Genomic DNA, 15,541 nt, shown 5'->3' on the forward strand with positions numbered 1-15,541 from the left:
GCCGGTTCTCACCGATACTCAGGATTTGCCGCCTGCCGCTCGCTGGCGAGCATCTGGCTGAAGCGGTCGGAAGTGACGGCGGGGGATATGAAATACCCCTGGACGCAGTCGCAACCGATGCGGCGGAGGAACGCGAGATCGTGGGCGGTTTCCACGCCTTCGGCGGTGACCTGCAAGCCCAATTGCCGCCCAAGCCGTACCGAAGACACCAGCGCCGCCGCTCGGCTTTCGTCGTGTGCTGCGCCGTTGACAAAGGCGCGGTCGATTTTCAGTTCGGTGAACGGCGTCGAAATCAGGCTGTACATGGAGCTGTATCCTCGGCCAAAGTCGTCCTGTGCCAACCCGAAACCCTTCAACCGCAATCGGCTGGCCCCCATATAGTATTGGCCTTGTATGGTCGGTGTCTCGTCCTCGAGTAGTTCGAAGGTGATTTCGGACGCCGCCACGCGCTTGGCCGCCACGATTTCCTCGAGGTCGTCGGGCAGATCCGGGTCGTCCAGGCACTGGGTGGGCAAATTGACGGAGACGGGCACCCGAAAGCCCATCTGGCGCCAGTGCATGTGCGCGTTCAGCGCGGCTTCCAGGATATGTCGCAGCAGAGCCTTGTCCAGCCCGTGCGCCCGCACCGCGGCGAGAAATGCGTCTGGCGGCAGGCAGCCGAATGCCGGGTGCAGCCACCGCGCCAGCGCCTCAGCGCCCACGATCCGCCCGGTGGCAAGCGATTGTTTGGGCTGGAACCATGCTTGCAGGTGCCCCTGATGCAGCGCGTTATCGATCGCGGCACGGTCCAATACGGGGCCCGTCGTGCGGCGCACGAGTTGCGGTTCCGTGGGTGCCGTTGATTCAGGCGGATTGCGGCTGAGCAGGCCGGCCAATTGGGAGGCGTGGTGCGGGGTAAACGGCTTGGAGAACGAGCCCAGCACGGCAAGTCCCTTTTCCTTGGCCATCATGGCGACGCTGTTGATGATGCCTTTGAGGCAAGCCGACACGATCGCCAGCATGGGAGGTTGTTCGTGCCGGGACAGCCGGTCGATGAATTGCACGCCATCCATGCCGGCCATGTTCAGGTCGATCAGCACCAGGTGATACGGCTGCCGCGCGGTCTTGGCCAGGGCGGTCTCGGCGCAAGACGCCACATCCGCCCGGCCAAATCCGGCCGAAGCGAGCTGGTCGGCCAGGTGAACGCATTGAAATGGATGATCGTCCACGATCAGCACCCTGTACTCCGACAGCTTTCTCGTCATGCGGCTTCCTTGAACGGCATCAACGCCTGGCACAACGCGGCAATCGGCAACGGTTTGAGCAGCACGGTGTTCATGCCGGCTTCCGAGCTGCGCCGCAGGTCTTCGGTGAACGCGCTGGCGGTGATTCCCACGATCGGGCGGGTGTAGCCCTGGCTTCTGAGCGCGCGGGTGAGGGCGTAGCCGTCCAGCTCGGGCATGTGCAGGTCGGTCAGGATGGCGTGGAACTCGGGGAGTTCGGGCAGCGCCAACGCGTCGTTGCCGTCTGCCGCCACGACCACCGTGCATCCGAGGTGTTCAAGCTGTTCGCGCAGGATCTGACGACTGACCGGGTTGTCCTCGACGACCAGCAGGTGCATGTCGAGCGCGTCTCGCGACGGCTCCAACGCGGGGAGCGTCTTGGTGGCGACGCTGTCCTGCGCCAGCCGGACCGCCGCGACGATACTGGCGAGGCTATGGCTGTCGGCCGTCCAGGTGTTGCGAGCCGGCCGCGGCTGAACGCCCGGGGGTTGCGCAAAAACCCGAGCGCCGCTCCAGACGGCCGGCGTCAAATCGCGTGACCACGTTTCCACAAGGACGCTGCCCTCGCGCCGGCCATGGAGGGTGGTCTTATAGGGCATTGCCACGGCGCCGCAGTGACGCAACCACTGGCACAGATTCGCGACCACCTCGTTGTTGGCACCCCGCACGAAGACCGGCCTGGAATCCAGCCGCACACCCAGGTCCGTGCGCACACCGCCGACGCGCGGCAGGGTCAGGGTGAGCGACATGCTGGTGCCCAGGCCGGGTTCGCTGACGGCGCTAAGCGTTCCGTTCATCATCTCGGACAGGCGCCGGCATATGGCAAGCCCGAGGCCGGTGCCAGGGACATTCTGGTTATCACCGGATTCAGCACGGAAGTAGGGTTCGAAAAGCCGCGCGTGGTGCTTTGCCGAGATGCCCATGCCGGTGTCCGCCACCTGGAATTTCAGGGTGGCGAAATGCGCGTCCTGGCTGAGTACCTGCAAGCGCAGCACCACCTGCCCGGAACTGGTGTATTTGATGGCGTTGTTGACGAGGTTATTGAGGATTTGGCGGACGCGGGTCGAGTCGCCCAGAACTTGCGCCGGCGCGGCCACATCGGCCAGTGCGTACAGGTGCAGTCCCTTGGCGTCGGCGCGCGCCGCATAGGTGCCAATGACGCTGTCCAGCAACTGAACCGGCGAGAACTCCGAGGTTTCGAGCTTCAGGTAGCCGGCCTCGATGCGCGACAGGTCCAGCGTGTCGTTGATGGAGCTGAGCAGGGTTGCCGAGGACTGCTGCATCGTATGAAGGTATTGCTGCTGCTGGGCGTCCATGGTGGTCAGGCCAAGCAATTCAAGCGTGCCAAGGATGCCGAACAGCGGTGTCCGGATCTCGTGGCTCATGGTGGTCAGGAACACCGTCTTGGCGTGGTTCGCGGCGTCCGCGTGCAACTTGGCCTGGGTGATGGAGTGCTCGACCCGTTTGAATGCAGTGATGTCGTTGATGCCGCAGAGGATGACTTCCTCGGCGCGATAGGTGATGGGTGCGAAGGTCAGGTACAGGCACCGGCCGTCTTCCAGCGGATATTCGTGTTGGGCGCCATGACCGTCGTCGGCCAGCAGCCGGGCCAATAGTGCCGGGTCTTGCAGCAACCAATCCCTGGCGAGTTCGTTCGACAGCAGCGGCATGCCATCTGCCCGGCGCAAGAGACACAGGCCCACGGGCGCGACTTCGACCAGTCTTCGATTCAGGGACACGCTTTCTGCCAGGGCCTCGTACTGGCGCAGGGCGGGGGCGACGAGTTTCCGGCGGATGTGCCGAATGCCGACGATGACCGCAGCGCACAGCAGAAGCGCGCCGCCCAGCGTGGCCTGGATGGCGTAGGCGGCGTCATCCAGGATCCGGCTGATCGGCATGTAATAGACCAACCGCCAGCCGTCTTCGCCGACGGACTTGCTGAGCACGACGTAGCGGGGTAGCAGGCCGGGTCCCCACAGGCCGAATGAGTCCTCGCGTCCGGCGTAGCGGCTTAGCCCCGCCAGGGTTTGCGCATTGTCCGAGCTATGCAGGACGGGCGCGCCATCCTGGTCATGCAGGAGGTAGCTGCCGCCCTGCAGCGAAGACGGGTCGATGGCCGCGTTGATGTCGCCGAGTTCCAGGCCGATCCATCCGGCGCTCGGCGCAGAAGCATCGACAGGCGTGTACAGATACAGGGGCTTGGCGTTATTCAGCTGAGGCTTGAGCCAGCTGATGGCGTTTTGCCCGCCGTGCGCAGCGTTGGGATTGGCGACGGCGAGCTTGCGCGCAAGCCAGGATTGCGCGGCGTGATCCAGGCCGGCGGGTTGGCCGGGGCGGGGCGTGAGATAGGTGGTCTGCCCATTTCGAACGGAACTGAAGAGCAGTTGCGTCTGCGCGAACGCAAGGTCGTTGAGATCGCGCGGGGTGAGAATCAACGCCCAGTCGTAGGCGTTGGGACCTTCGTGCAGGGGGAAGACGTTGATCTGCCCGGTGTTGCCAAAGTGACGCGGCGTTTCGGAGGCCGGCGCGGAATCGGTGTTGCGGACCAGGCTGGACGCCAGCGAGCGAAGCAGCGACTCCCGCTGATCGAAGAAGATCTGCGCGTTGTACGCGGCCGCGTTCATCTGGCGCCGGTAGGTGGAAACCGTGCTGGTGAAGGACCAGTAGAGCAGAAATGCAGCGGCCGCCGCGATGCAGGCGAGCAATGCGGCGGCGAAGAGATGCAAGAGCAGCGTGGGGGCTCGGGGGACTGGCTGGACGTCTGGCGAGAGGGTATTGGATTCCTTGACAGGCATGCGCCCATCGTAGGTATGGCCCCAAACGGCGGATATAAGAAAATTTTGAAAATGCGCCGATGACGCGGGCAAATGGCAACGCAAATCGTACTTTTACGATTGGTTTGTGAAATTGCGATCCATAAACTCGTCGCCTTATGAACGCTATCAACCAGGCCGAATCCGCCTCACTCGTCAGCGAGCCGTTACGAATCCAACCCGTGCTGGACGCCAAAGGGGTTGTCCGCGAAATGGCGCTGGTCGGCGGTCACAGCCGCCTTACTTCCGCGTTGCTCGCCAATGCCGCTTCGGCAGATGCCTTGCGCCGCGCTGGGCGAATCTTCCGCGCGGCGGGCTGCATGGCAACGCTGTCGATGGACCATCCGCTCAACGTCCACTCCGATATCCTGCTTCCACAGCAGCTATGCCAGGATCTGCGCATTGGCGCCGTGGCTGGCGACCAACTGCGTGACACGCTGCAAGAAGCGCAGCTCAGCCAGCCTATCTATCCCTGCGCCAAGGTCACGTACAACGTCCCCCTCAGCGACCGCCTGGCGCAGGGCGCGACGCTTTTCCACAGCTACCAGGAACTGCAGCCTGCGTTACGCGTGCGGCTGCTGCCCTCGGCGCAAGTTCCATTCGGCACACTTCGCGCCACGGGCCTGCGGGTGGGCATCCCGGAAGGCATCTGTACCCGCCGCCCGTTGCAAGAGCGCTTCTTCAGCCTGCTGGGGCAAGCGTCACGCCAAGGCCTGAAGGTCTTGGCGCAAGACATCCGCAGGATCGACGACTTCAACTGGCTCCGCGCGCAGCCCGACGTCCTGTTTCAGGGCGAGGCCCTGTCAATCGCCTTGAGCCTTCAGTATGTCCAGGAGTGGCTGGCCAGCGCAGGCCCCAGCTGGCGCGCTTTTCAAATGGGGGCATAGGCCAGGGCCACACCGCGGATCCGATTAAAATCCGCGCATGCTTCCTACTCAAGTCATTTTGGCGCTGCTGGTGCTACAGCTTGCGCTGCTTATTCCCCTGGTCGCCGTGGGCATCCAGCTCATACGCTGGTTACATTGGTGCTTTCTTGCTTCCCCCCAGACTCGGGGCGAGCGCCCTCGGTTCACTGGTCCGGTGCTGGCCCTGATTTTCAGCACGCTGGCGGCCACCGACTTCATCGGCTTTGAACCCTTCCCAACCCTGTCGCAAATGAATCCCGTGCCGGAGGGCGCACGCGCCTACTTCACAGTGGCGATGCTGGCCCTCGCGGTCTGGTGCTGGGCGTATTCCGGCGCGATCCGCAGCCGGGTTCGCACGATGCTGGGCGTTTCGCAGTCTTAAGCACATCGGTAACGACGTTCGGCCCATCGGCGGGTCAGCGGCCCGGGTAATTGCCCTGGAATGGTTCGTTGTTGGGCTCGCCAAAATCAGACCGATGGTAATTGGCGGGGTCGGAATGGGTTGCGCGCGCGGCGTGCGACCCGTCGGAGCGGTGAGAATCCATGTAACTGCAGCCGCTCAACACGATTGCCAGCATTACGCTGGCGAAAGCCATGTTTTTCATGGCACACCTCCACACTGTTTGCCTGCGCCCCGGACCGGCGAACCCGGCCGACCGCAGCGGCAAGCCGAGCAAGTAATGTTCCCATTCAGCTTCGCGCGGATTTCGGATACATTCGATTGATCGCGATGGCTGGCAGGGCGGGCGCCGCCAGTCCGCATCCACCGCAACCTGGGGCGAAAGCCCCACCAGGAGCCGCGGGTGATACCACGCCAGTCCGTCGACATAGCCCGGGTTCTGCTTGTGATCGTCATGCTCTTGGCCTTGATGATCGGCAGCCTGTATGTCCTGCGTCCCTTTTTGCCCGGGCTGATCTGGGCCACGACCATCGTGGTCGCCACCTGGCCGGTGTTGCTCTCGATTCAGCGGCACTGCGGCGGGCGGCGCTGGCTGGCCACCGTGGCAATGCTGCTCATCCTGCTGTTCGTGATCGTGCTGCCGTTGTATCAGGCGATCTCCACGCTGGCGCTGCACGGCGGCGCCATCATGGCGGCGGTAAAGAGCCTGCCCGACTATGCACTGCTGGCGCCGCCGGCGTGGATCGGCAGCATTCCGCTGGCCGGCCCCCGCATCGCCCAGGAGTGGCAGACGTTGTCGGACGCGGGCGCTGGCGGGTTGCTGGCGCGGATTGAACCGTACCTGACCACCGCCGCGCACTGGCTGCTCGGTCACGCCGCCATCGTCGGCGTGTTCGTGATGCACATGCTGATCACCGTGATCATCGCCGGCATCCTCTACAGCAAAGGCGACATTGCGGCCGATTTTGCGCGGCGCTTTGCCAACCGGCTTGCGGGCCAGCGCGGCGTCGCCGCGATCAGGCTGGCCGCGTCTGCGATCCGCGCGGTGGCGCTAGGCATCGTTGTGACCGCCGTGGTGCAATCGGCGCTGGGCGGTATCGGGCTTTGGATTGCGGGCGTGCCGGCGGCGGGGATTCTGACCGCGCTCATGGTGATGCTGTGCCTGGCGCAGCTCGGCCCGTTTCTGCCCATGCTGGGCGGGGTCGCCTGGCTGTTCCAGAACGATATGAAGCTGGCGGCGGCCGTGCTGCTGGTCTGGGCCATTGTGGTGGGAACGCTGGACAACCTGCTGCGGCCACTGCTTATCAAGCGCGGGGTGAACCTGTCGATGCTGCTGATACTTTCCGGCGTGTTGGGCGGCATGTTCGCCTTCGGCATCGTCGGATTGTTCATTGGTCCGGTGATTCTGGCGGTGACATCGACGCTGCTCAAGGCGTGGATCGATGAAGTGCCGCCGCCCGCAGACGTCTACCCGGACGAAGCCGCCTTGAACGTGGACCCGCCCAACGGACCGCGGCAGAAAAGGGCGTAACATCCGTCTCAAGGTGCGGGCCATGTGGCCCGCTTTTCGCAATACCCGGCAACACCGATGACAATGCTTTCTCTCCTGGCGCCTGCAGGCGTACCTGACCTTTTCCTTCACCGTTTCAATCCGCTGCATCAGGAGGGGGGACGATGAGCAACACGATGCGGCCCACCAAGCCCGGCACGCTCACGCTGACCTCCCGTCCCGCCAAGCGCAGCGCGGCAAACCGCAGTGCACGTCCGGCGAGATCGGACGAGTCCGCTGCGACGAGCAAACCGTTCCAGCGTGCCCCGGCTGGTCAAAGCCGGGGCGTCTCCAACGCCGGAAAGACCGAGGCGTTTGAGCGCAGGGCCATCGAATCCAAGGGAGCAGCACGTCGAGCCACTGAGGCGAAAAGCGGCGGGCCGAAAGCCACCGAACGCCAAAGCAGCGGACGCGCTGCAAGCGACCGCAAGCCCAGAGACCGCAAGCCCGGTGAACGCAAGCCCGATGACCGCAAGCCCGGTGACCGCTATGGCGCTACATCGCAAGCGGGCGGCCCCAAAGCCAGCGCGAAGGGCGCCGCCGGCCGGCCCGTGCGAAATACTTCCGAACGCCGCGATCGCTCCAACCCCTCCGCACAAGCTGCCGCAAGCAACACCGATCGCCTGGCCAAGCGCCTGGCGGCCGAGCTGCCGTGTTCGCGCGGCGATGCCGAGCGCTACATCGAAGGCGGTTGGGTAACCGTCGACGGCAAAGTGCAGGAAGAGCCGGGGTTGCGAGTCGCGCCCTCCCAGGTTGTGAGCCTGATGCCCGGCGCACGGCTCGAAGAAGGCCGTCCGGTCACCGTGCTGGTCCACAAGCCGGCCGGCACGTATGCCGACGACCAGCCCGGCTCGGCGCGCGACCTCATCCTGCCCGAGAACCTGATGCCGGGGGACCGATCGGGCCAGCGCTACCTGAAACGTATGTTCAATGGACTTAAGCTGGTGACGCCGCTGGAGCGCGCTGCGAGCGGCCTGGTCGTCTATTCCCAGGAGTACGCCGTGGCCCGCAAGCTGGTGGAGGAGGGCCGGCACGTGGAGCAGGAATATATCGCGCATGTCGAAGGCAAGCTCAGCGAAGCGGACCTGGCCCGCATGCAGCGCGGCATGGCCTATGAAGGCCGCGCCGCCACGCCGATGAAGGTGAGCTGGCAGAACGAAAACCACCTTCGCTTTGCGCTGAAGTCGCCCCCGCCGGGGTTCATTGAAACCTTGTGCGATGCGGCGGGCTTGCGCTTGCTGGCATTGCGGCGTCTGCGGATCGGGCGTTTGCCGATGGCAGGCCTTGCCGCGGGACAATGGCGCTACCGGCTGGACTACGAGCGATTCTGATGGGCGGACCAACCAGCTCCCAGATTGCCGATTCTGTGTTCGCGGCGCATCCGCCGACCACGCCGCGCGTTGATGGCGGCTCCCCGGACGCCGGACGTCGACGGATGTTGTTCAATGCCGGCGCGCTTTGCCTGGCCGGCTTTGGCCTGGCAGGTTGCGCAGGCGGGCGGCAGGGTTCACCAAACGCCACATCCCAGTCTGCCCAGAATGCCGCCGCACGGCGCGACACCGCGCCGCCGCCTTCTCACGCGAAACCGGCGGCCGCCCCTGTGCCTGTCCTGCGGCCCGGCGCGAAGGTCGCGATCGTGGCGCCTGCGTCCGCGGCGCCAAACGCCAGCGATCTTGCCGCGGAATGGCTGGAAGACCGGGGCTTCGTGCCGGTGGTCATGCCGGCATCGCGCACGCGGCTCGACGCCCCCTATGAATACCTGGCCGGTACCGACGCCCAGCGCCTGGACGACTTGCATGCCGCGTTTGCCGCGCCGGATATCGGCGCGGTGTGGTGCCTGCAGGGCGGTTTCGGCTCATGGCGGCTGTTGGACAAGCTGGATTTCGCGTTGCTTCGCCAACATCCCAAGCCCTTCATCGGCTACAGCGACATCACGGCCCTGCATCTGGCCATGCAGCGCCACGCCGGTTTTGTGACGTTTCACGGGCCGATGCTGGCGCAGGATCTGGTCGCGGGCAAGCGCGAGCCCACTGAATCCCATCTGCTGGCCATGCTGGGCGGGCAGATCGGGCAGGGCGCCTGGATTCAGCCTCCCCCGGATACACGGGCGGTGGAACTGGTTGCGGGCACGGCAAGCGGACGGCTGGTCGGCGGAAACCTGGCGCTCATCGCCGCATTGATCGGCTCCCGGCACGAGATCGATACCCGCGACGCCATTCTGTTTTTTGAAGACGTCAACGAGGCGCTGCCTCGCGTGGACCGGCTATTAAGTCAGTTGGCCGCCGCAGGCAAGTTTGACGGCCTGAAGGGCGTGGTCGTGGGCAATTTCACCCGCATCATCGGCACGAATCTGGAGGATGCGCAGGCGCAAAGCCTGCTGTATCCGCTGGTGATCGAACAGTTTGCCGCGCGAGGCATCCCGGTCCTGGCCGGCTGGCCCAGCGGACACGGCGAACCCAATCTGACCCTGCCGCTGGGCGCGCGCGTCACGTTGGACACCGGGCGGGCGGCGTTGCGGCTGGATCAGGCCGTGACGCGGTGAGGAATGCGCTGCAGGGCAGGGGTTTGCCTCATTAATGGCGCATTAGGTGCGTTTGTGCACTATAAAAGCGACTTCCCTCCGTGGGAAGTTTGACTTATTAATAGTGCATTAACGCGTTTAAAGCACTATTATTGCGTCATGAAAAAGAAGATCGAACCCAGTTTCGAGGCGGCCGAAGCTTTGGCTCGTCTAGGTGCGCGCATCCGCACCGCGCGGTTGCGCCGCAACGAAACAGAAGCGATGCTGGCCAGCCGCATGGGGGTTTCGCGAGCGACCATCAACCGGCTTGAGCGCGGCGAAGGGGGCGTATCCCTGGCGCTGGCATTTGAAGCGTTGCTGCAGTACGGCTTTGGCGACCAGTTGTTCGCGCTGGGAGATCCTGACCTCGATGGCGTCGGCAAGCGGCTGGATGCCATGCGCCGGCCCGCCCGGGGCAGCGGCAAGGCGCAGCATTCGCATCGCGCCGATCCTTCCAGCCTGTAACGCGGCGGTCGCCATCGTGCCAGCCAAAAAGCATAAAACCGTCGAAAGCGAGCTTTTCGTCTACGTGGATATCCGGGGCGAGGCCGTGTTGGCCGGAATCCTGACCCTGGACGACACCGACGAGAACCATTTTTTTGCCGAGTTCACGTATGTGCAGTCCTACGTGAACGATCCGCGCGCGTTTTCGTTGGACCCGCTGAATCTGCCCCTCACCGATTCGACGACCACATTCCGCACCGAAAGCCGCTATCAAACACTGGGCGCCATTTTCGATGCCGCGCCGGATGCCTGGGGCCGCAATGTGATGCGCGTGGACAATGCGGGCGCCCGGGTGACCGAAAACGAAGTCCTGCTCAAGGGCCGCGGCATGGGCGTAGGAGCGCTGTTTTTCAGCGCCCGCCAGTTGACGCCCAACATGCGCAAGACCTACCGGCTGCCCGAAGTCAGCCAGCTCGAATCCCTGGCGGACCTGCTGACCGACATCGACCAGGGCATCAAGCCCAAGGGGCTGTATCGCGACATCCTGGGTAGTTCGTGGGATATCGGCGGCGCGCGTCCCAAAACGATCGTCCGGGATGCGGAAGGCGAGATGTGGATCGCGAAGTTTCCCCGCAAGGGCGAGTCCTACGACCGCCAGCGCGTGGAGTACGCCAACCTGCAGATGGCCCGCGCCATCGGGCTGAACGTGCCCGAGATCCGCCTGGCGCAGACCCATCTTGGCGCGGTGCTGCTGACGCACCGGTTCGACCGCGAGCTATTGCCGGTCCAGCAAGGGGCGGATCCAGTCATTGCGCGGCGGCATTTCCTGAGCGGCGCTTCCCTGATCAGCCCGTCGGTCCACATCGGCAAGCGCGAGCTGGACGGGCCGCGCGGTAAAGCCACGTATTCCTACGCGCGGCTGGCCGACGTGGCGCGCCGCATCTCGTCGAACCCCGTGCAGGATCTGCTGGAGCTGTATGCGCGGATGGTCCTGAACGTGGCCGTTCACAACACGGACGATCACCTGAAGAACGTCGGCTTCCTGAAGGACGAAGGCGCGCACACCTACCGGATGTCGCCGCTGTTTGATGTGGTGACCCAGGAAGGGTCGGCGCGGCATTACCTGCACATCGGCGCCGAGGGCCGTGACAGCACCTTTGCCAATTGCCTGACCGAGTACCGGCGTTTCGGACTCCGGTCGGAAGCTGCCGCCAGATCGATCATCGACCGCGTCCTGGATGTGGTGCGCGAGCGCCAGCGATTTTACGAAGATGCCGGGATGTCGCAGGCCGAAATTGCGCACGTCGAAGCGTCGTTGATGGCGTGGCGTCAGCCGTGGAAGTAGGGGGCGATCACCCCTCGTGGATGGCCTGCGCATCGAACGCTTGCCCGCGTTCCACCATGCGCGCGTGAAAATCGCGGCTCAGGGCGGCCAGCGTGACTTTGCCGAGCCGATTCAGAAGCAGCCGCTGGGCCTCTTCAAACGCGTCGTCCAGCGACGCATTCACCGCCTCTTCCACCAGGCATCCCGGCGACTCGCTGCGATTGCCCATCGCAAAGATCTCCGGTGCGCCCAGGGCGTCGTAGATATCGCGCAGCGTCACTGCGTTGAAGTCACAGGAAATCGTCCATCCGCCGCCGTGGCCTTTTTCGGAGCGGACCAGACCTTGCTCTCGCAGGCCGGCCATGATGCGGCGGATCACCACGGGGTTGGTCTGCATGACGCGGCCGAGGTCGTCGGAGGTCATGGGGCCGGGGTGCTCGGCCATATGCAGCAGAACGTGCAGGACGCCGGAAAGTTTGCTGTCTCTTCTCATGCAACAGATGCTATTGCATGACGCCGGGGACGGTCAACGCGACGCGGCCACACAAGGCCGCGCCGCGCGCCACGTCCAACGCACGAAGAATCAGCTCCGCTTGGCCTGCCAGTTGCCCTTGCCGGCGGCGGTGCCGCTCATGGTGCGGCCGTTCACCACGCCCGCATAACGCACGCCGTCGGCGGTGAAAGTGATCGACGTGCCGTCCAGGCGGGCGTCCGAGATCGGCACGGACCCCAGCTTGCCGGACAGCACCTGATAGTGCTGATCCAGCTGCAGCGTCTGGCCGCCAAGATCCCATTTGCCTTGAACCTTGGCCGGCACGATCCACAACAGCGCCGTGCAATAGGTCTGGCAGTTCTCGGTGACGGTCTCGGAAGCGTCCGGCTCCCAGTCGCCCATGCGGAACGTATTGGACACGACGCGGGTGCCGGCCGGCAGTTCCAGCAGCTTTGGCCGCAGCTTCTCGTTGATGGTCGACAGCAGGAACATCGTGATCACGTCCGCCTGCGACAGGTCTGTGGTGAAGAGATCCTGCGCCACAAAGGTGGCCCGGTCGGCCACGCCGGCGCGCTTGGCGTTCTGGCGCGACAGCTCGACCAGGTCGGGGTTGTACTCGATGCCTTGCGCGGTCAGGCCGCGCTGCGCGGCCGTGATGACCGTGCGGCCATCGCCCGATCCCAGGTCCATCAGCCGGTCCTTGGGCGTGACCTTGGCCATGTCCAGCATCTTGTCCACGAGACTTTGCGGGGTCGGGACCCAGATGACGTCCTTGCCTTCCTGGCCGACGTCGGGCACATAGGCCTTTTGTTCCCCGGCCTTGGCGGGCGCCGCGGCGGTCTGCGCCATGGCGGCGCTAGCGCCCACGAGCGCGAACGCCATTGCCGAGGCCAGCATTGCGAGACGCAGGCGCGGGGTGAACGCCTGAACCGCGGACTTGGAAGATGCGTTGAAGCGTACGTTGGAGCGTTGCATGGTGAGGGTTCCTTGGACGAAGAGGACAGGGAAGAACCAGTTAGCCGATGGCCTGGGCGGGCTTGAGCAGTCGCATGAGCGGCACGCCGGCTGCCAGCACGGCCAACCCGATCAGGGCGCCGGCGCCGGCATACATGGCGCTGGAAACCACCAGCCCGGCGCAGGTCAGCGCCAGCAGCAGGGGAGGCAGCGGAAAGAGCGGCACGCGGAAGGGCCGGGGGCGATCGGGATCCAGGCGGCGCAGGCGCCAGACGGACGCGGCAACCAGCATCATGAACAGCCAGAACACGGGCGCGGTGTACGCCACCATCGTTTGCACGCTGTTCTGGCTGAAGGCGCCCAGCGCCACCAGCGCCAGCGTGATCAGTCCCTGCGCCACCAACGCGCTGACCGGCGTTTCGTTGCGGTCGCTCCAGCCGGCCAGCGCCTGCAGCCGCGGCACGTCCCGGCCCAGCGCGTAATACACCCGCGCGCCGGTGATGATGGTGCCGTTGATGGTGCTGAGCGCCGTGGCGCAAATGGTCAGGCTGAGCAGTGCCGCGGCATAGGGGCCGGCCGCAAGCTGCATGACCTCCGCGCCCAGCGCGGGCGTGTCGCGGAGCCCCTGCAAGCCAAAGATTTCCAGCAAGGCGATGTTGGTCAGCACATAGGCGCCGGTGACGACCGCCGTACCGATCAACAGCACCCGGCTCATGTTGCGCCCGGGGTCGCGCAGTTCGCCACTGAGGTACGCGGCTTCGTTCCATCCGCCATAAGTCAGCAGCACGAACACCATGCCCATGCCCAGCAGGCCTGCGGTGTTGCCAGACAGCGGCGCGGGGTCCGGGGTCTTGAGCGCCTCGCCACCCGAAGCCGTCAGGCAGGCGATCAGCACCGCGGCAAGGGCGATCACCGTCAGCAAGGTAAAGACCCATTGCAGCCGCTTGGAATAACGCGTGCCGATCATGTTCAGGCCCGTCAGCACGACCACCGAGATGGCCGCGTGCACAGCCGGCCCTTGTGATCCCAATGGCAACAGCCGGTTGGCATAGTCGCCGTAGATGAACGCCACGACGGCAATCGCGCCCGTCTGGATGACGGAGCAGCGCGCCCAGGCAAACATCAGCCCAACGCGCGCACCCCAAGCCCGGGTCAGATACAGGTACTCGCCCCCGGCGCCGGGATACGCCGAGCCAAGTTCGGCATAGCAAAGGGCGCCCACCAGCATGACGAGCCCGCCGGCGCACCACAGGCCGATATACATGGCGTCTGAATGGGCATGCTGCGCGACAAGAGGGGGGAAACCGAAGATGCCGATGCCGATGACGACGCCGACCAGCACCATGGTTGCGTCCATGACCGACAGGCCGGTGGGCGCACGGTTGTTCACCGCGTCAGGAACGGCGCTCATGGTTGCACGCGGCGTGGACATGGATCGGCACGCAGCGAAAGGGCGTGGAGAGAAGGGAGATCAGGGGGGCGCGCGGTGGAAGTGGAGGGCAGATTCGCGAGGAAACGCGAGCGGAGCAATGACATGCAATTCTCCCGGGGGTGGACGCGCGGAAACGGCTTAAAGGCAAATGTCGGCATATGCTGACAATTGCCTGAACATAAAGCGACCGTTACCGAACAGGGAAAGTTCCGCAGGGTTTTCCTGGGTGAGCGCGGCAGATGCAAGTGGCGCGGGGCGCCAGTTCAACTTCATGCGCTATCTCATTAATCGGCGTTAAGCTATTGATTAATCAAGAGATAATTAAAAAGAAACAGCGGCAACCTAAAGTAGATTCTTAGAAGTAAATTCTCAGGATTCGCGCAATGATCTATCACCTCCCGAGCGCGAAATAAATTCACACCCGTCTCAAGAGTCGGCTGCTATCCTGCTTTTTCGCGCTCACGCCTGCGCCTTCGCGCGGACGAACGGCAGCCACCGCACTTCAGGAGCATCGACATGAAGCTTTCCCATCGCGCGTTGATCGCCACACTGGCGCTGTCTGCCATGGGCGGCGTCGCCCCCTCAGCCATGGCGCACCACGGCTGGTCGTGGGCAGAATCCGAACAAATGACATTGCAGGGCACGGTCGAACAGGTGCAGATCGCCCCGCCGCACCCCACGCTCAAGGTCCGGGCCAAGGACGGCGTGTGGACGGTGGAACTCGGCAACCCCAGCCAGACAAAGGAAGCCGGATTCGTGGAAGGTTCCGCCAAGCCCGGCGATGCGATCACCGCCGTCGGCAACCGTGACCAGGACGCGGCCGCCAAACGCATGAAGGCCGTGCAGGTGACCGTGGGCGGAAAGACCTACGACATTTACCCAAGCCGCATCAAGAAACCCTGAGCACCCGCGCCGGATGCCTGAACTGCTGCGGCTTGCGCTCGAACACCTTGAATCCGTTCCGCCGGCGCTGTGGTTGCGCCGGTCCGGCGTTCTCTATCTGCTGTTGAACGCCGCGCATATTGGCGCCATCGGCCTGTTGATCGGGTCTATCGTGCCGCTGGATCTGCGCCTGCTCGGCATCCTGAAGCCGAACGCGCTGGCCGTCCTGGCGCCGGTGCTGGCGCGCACAGCCGCAACGGGCCTTGCATTGGCGGTGCTGACGGGCGCGATGCTGTTTTCGGTGCGTCCGCTTGAGTATCTGGAAAATCCCGCATTCCTGGTGAAGATGGCGCTGCTGGCCGCCGGTGCGGTCAACGCCTGGCTCGTGCACCGGGGCCGCGCGTGGGCCGGCGTCGAAAACGGCGGCCGGCCAACCGGGATGCTTCGCGCGCAGGCAGGTGCGTCGCTGGCGCTTTGGCTGGGATGCCTGATCGCGGGGCGCTGGATCGGGTTTCTGTAGCGG

The 15,541-nt window shown here is 64.7% G+C and carries 15 protein-coding genes; 9 read left to right on the top strand and 6 right to left on the bottom strand.

What is annotated here, in order from left to right; translation table 11 throughout:
* Positions 1-8: 8 nt before the first annotated feature.
* Positions 9-1,244 carry an EAL domain-containing protein gene (locus MHZ91_RS11300; RefSeq protein ID WP_239213624.1) on the bottom strand — a complete coding sequence of 412 codons (1,236 nt, stop codon included), beginning with the start codon at positions 1,242-1,244 and terminating at the stop codon, positions 9-11.
* A complete protein-coding gene (locus tag MHZ91_RS11305) occupies positions 1,241-4,057 on the bottom strand; it encodes an ATP-binding protein (RefSeq protein WP_239213625.1) in 2,817 nt (938 codons plus the stop codon). Before MHZ91_RS11305 ends, MHZ91_RS11300 begins: the two co-directional genes overlap by 4 nt.
* Positions 4,058-4,194: 137 nt before the next feature.
* Between MHZ91_RS11305 and MHZ91_RS11310 the strand changes: the two genes are divergently transcribed.
* Entirely contained in the window at positions 4,195-4,962 is a 768-nt protein-coding gene (locus MHZ91_RS11310; protein WP_175121535.1) for a hypothetical protein, read from the top strand.
* A 37-nt stretch (positions 4,963-4,999) separates the two neighbouring features.
* Positions 5,000-5,362 carry a hypothetical protein gene (locus MHZ91_RS11315; RefSeq protein ID WP_239213626.1) on the top strand — a complete coding sequence of 121 codons (363 nt, stop codon included), beginning with the start codon at positions 5,000-5,002 and terminating at the stop codon, positions 5,360-5,362.
* 34 nt (positions 5,363-5,396) lie between these two features.
* On the opposite strand, the gene MHZ91_RS11320 is transcribed toward MHZ91_RS11315, so the two are convergent.
* Entirely contained in the window at positions 5,397-5,585 is a 189-nt protein-coding gene (locus MHZ91_RS11320; protein WP_239213627.1) for a hypothetical protein, read from the bottom strand.
* Between the two features lie 249 nt (positions 5,586-5,834).
* On the opposite strand from MHZ91_RS11320, the gene ydiK reads away from it, so the two are divergent.
* The 5 genes from ydiK to MHZ91_RS11345 all read left to right on the top strand — a co-directional run bounded on the left by ydiK (position 5,835) and on the right by MHZ91_RS11345 (position 11,278).
* Positions 5,835-6,911 carry an AI-2E family transporter YdiK gene (ydiK, locus tag MHZ91_RS11325; protein WP_239213629.1) on the top strand — a complete coding sequence of 359 codons (1,077 nt, stop codon included), beginning with the start codon at positions 5,835-5,837 and terminating at the stop codon, positions 6,909-6,911.
* A gap of 641 nt (positions 6,912-7,552) precedes the next feature.
* The gene (locus MHZ91_RS11330) at positions 7,553-8,260 is read left to right on the top strand and encodes an RNA pseudouridine synthase (RefSeq protein ID WP_239213773.1); all 708 of its coding nucleotides are present in this window, start codon (positions 7,553-7,555) and stop codon (positions 8,258-8,260) included.
* Positions 8,261-8,529: 269 nt separating this feature from the next.
* Positions 8,530-9,471 carry an LD-carboxypeptidase gene (locus MHZ91_RS11335; protein ID WP_239213631.1) on the top strand — a complete coding sequence of 314 codons (942 nt, stop codon included), beginning with the start codon at positions 8,530-8,532 and terminating at the stop codon, positions 9,469-9,471.
* Between the two features lie 138 nt (positions 9,472-9,609).
* Positions 9,610-9,954 (top strand): helix-turn-helix transcriptional regulator, encoded by a 345-nt coding sequence (locus tag MHZ91_RS11340; RefSeq protein ID WP_239213632.1) that lies wholly within the window; start codon positions 9,610-9,612, stop codon positions 9,952-9,954.
* Positions 9,955-9,970: 16 nt separating this feature from the next.
* The gene (locus MHZ91_RS11345; protein WP_239213634.1) at positions 9,971-11,278 is read left to right on the top strand and encodes a HipA domain-containing protein; all 1,308 of its coding nucleotides are present in this window, start codon (positions 9,971-9,973) and stop codon (positions 11,276-11,278) included.
* A 7-nt stretch (positions 11,279-11,285) separates the two neighbouring features.
* On the opposite strand, the gene MHZ91_RS11350 is transcribed toward MHZ91_RS11345, so the two are convergent.
* The 3 genes from MHZ91_RS11350 to MHZ91_RS11360 form a co-directional block, all read right to left on the bottom strand.
* Positions 11,286-11,750, bottom strand: a complete 465-nt coding sequence (locus MHZ91_RS11350; protein WP_239213635.1) for an Rrf2 family transcriptional regulator — start codon at positions 11,748-11,750, stop codon at positions 11,286-11,288.
* 90 nt (positions 11,751-11,840) lie between these two features.
* Positions 11,841-12,725 (bottom strand): cyclopropane-fatty-acyl-phospholipid synthase family protein, encoded by an 885-nt coding sequence (locus MHZ91_RS11355; RefSeq protein ID WP_239213637.1) that lies wholly within the window; start codon positions 12,723-12,725, stop codon positions 11,841-11,843.
* Between the two features lie 40 nt (positions 12,726-12,765).
* Positions 12,766-14,115 carry an APC family permease gene (locus MHZ91_RS11360; RefSeq protein WP_175121528.1) on the bottom strand — a complete coding sequence of 450 codons (1,350 nt, stop codon included), beginning with the start codon at positions 14,113-14,115 and terminating at the stop codon, positions 12,766-12,768.
* Positions 14,116-14,652: 537 nt separating this feature from the next.
* Between MHZ91_RS11360 and MHZ91_RS11365 the strand changes: the two genes are divergently transcribed.
* Both MHZ91_RS11365 and MHZ91_RS11370 read left to right on the top strand, forming a co-directional pair.
* Positions 14,653-15,039: a DUF6152 family protein gene (locus tag MHZ91_RS11365; RefSeq protein ID WP_239213639.1), complete on the top strand. Its 387-nt coding sequence runs from the start codon at positions 14,653-14,655 to the stop codon at positions 15,037-15,039.
* Between the two features lie 13 nt (positions 15,040-15,052).
* Positions 15,053-15,538, top strand: a complete 486-nt coding sequence (locus MHZ91_RS11370) for a DUF6644 family protein (RefSeq protein WP_239213640.1) — start codon at positions 15,053-15,055, stop codon at positions 15,536-15,538.
* Positions 15,539-15,541: the final 3 nt, after the last annotated feature.

The organism is Achromobacter sp. ACRQX, assembly GCF_022346505.1.
GTDB classification, from domain to species: domain Bacteria; phylum Pseudomonadota; class Gammaproteobacteria; order Burkholderiales; family Burkholderiaceae_B; genus Achromobacter; species Achromobacter animicus.

Excerpts from the sequence above, each read along its gene's own strand:
- MHZ91_RS11355 (WP_239213637.1), bottom strand. The coding sequence starts at position 12,725 with ATGCAACGCTCCAACGTACGCTTCAACGCATCTTCCAAGTCCGCGGTT.
- MHZ91_RS11305 (WP_239213625.1), bottom strand. The coding sequence starts at position 4,057 with ATGCCTGTCAAGGAATCCAATACCCTCTCGCCAGACGTCCAGCCAGTC.
- MHZ91_RS11315 (WP_239213626.1), top strand. The coding sequence starts at position 5,000 with ATGCTTCCTACTCAAGTCATTTTGGCGCTGCTGGTGCTACAGCTTGCG.
- MHZ91_RS11300 (WP_239213624.1), bottom strand. The coding sequence starts at position 1,244 with ATGACGAGAAAGCTGTCGGAGTACAGGGTGCTGATCGTGGACGATCAT.
- MHZ91_RS11310 (WP_175121535.1), top strand. The coding sequence starts at position 4,195 with ATGAACGCTATCAACCAGGCCGAATCCGCCTCACTCGTCAGCGAGCCG.
- MHZ91_RS11360 (WP_175121528.1), bottom strand. The coding sequence starts at position 14,115 with ATGAGCGCCGTTCCTGACGCGGTGAACAACCGTGCGCCCACCGGCCTG.
- MHZ91_RS11340 (WP_239213632.1), top strand. The coding sequence starts at position 9,610 with ATGAAAAAGAAGATCGAACCCAGTTTCGAGGCGGCCGAAGCTTTGGCT.
- MHZ91_RS11320 (WP_239213627.1), bottom strand. The coding sequence starts at position 5,585 with ATGAAAAACATGGCTTTCGCCAGCGTAATGCTGGCAATCGTGTTGAGC.
- MHZ91_RS11350 (WP_239213635.1), bottom strand. The coding sequence starts at position 11,750 with ATGAGAAGAGACAGCAAACTTTCCGGCGTCCTGCACGTTCTGCTGCAT.
- MHZ91_RS11365 (WP_239213639.1), top strand. The coding sequence starts at position 14,653 with ATGAAGCTTTCCCATCGCGCGTTGATCGCCACACTGGCGCTGTCTGCC.
- ydiK (WP_239213629.1), top strand. The coding sequence starts at position 5,835 with ATGCTCTTGGCCTTGATGATCGGCAGCCTGTATGTCCTGCGTCCCTTT.
- MHZ91_RS11370 (WP_239213640.1), top strand. The coding sequence starts at position 15,053 with ATGCCTGAACTGCTGCGGCTTGCGCTCGAACACCTTGAATCCGTTCCG.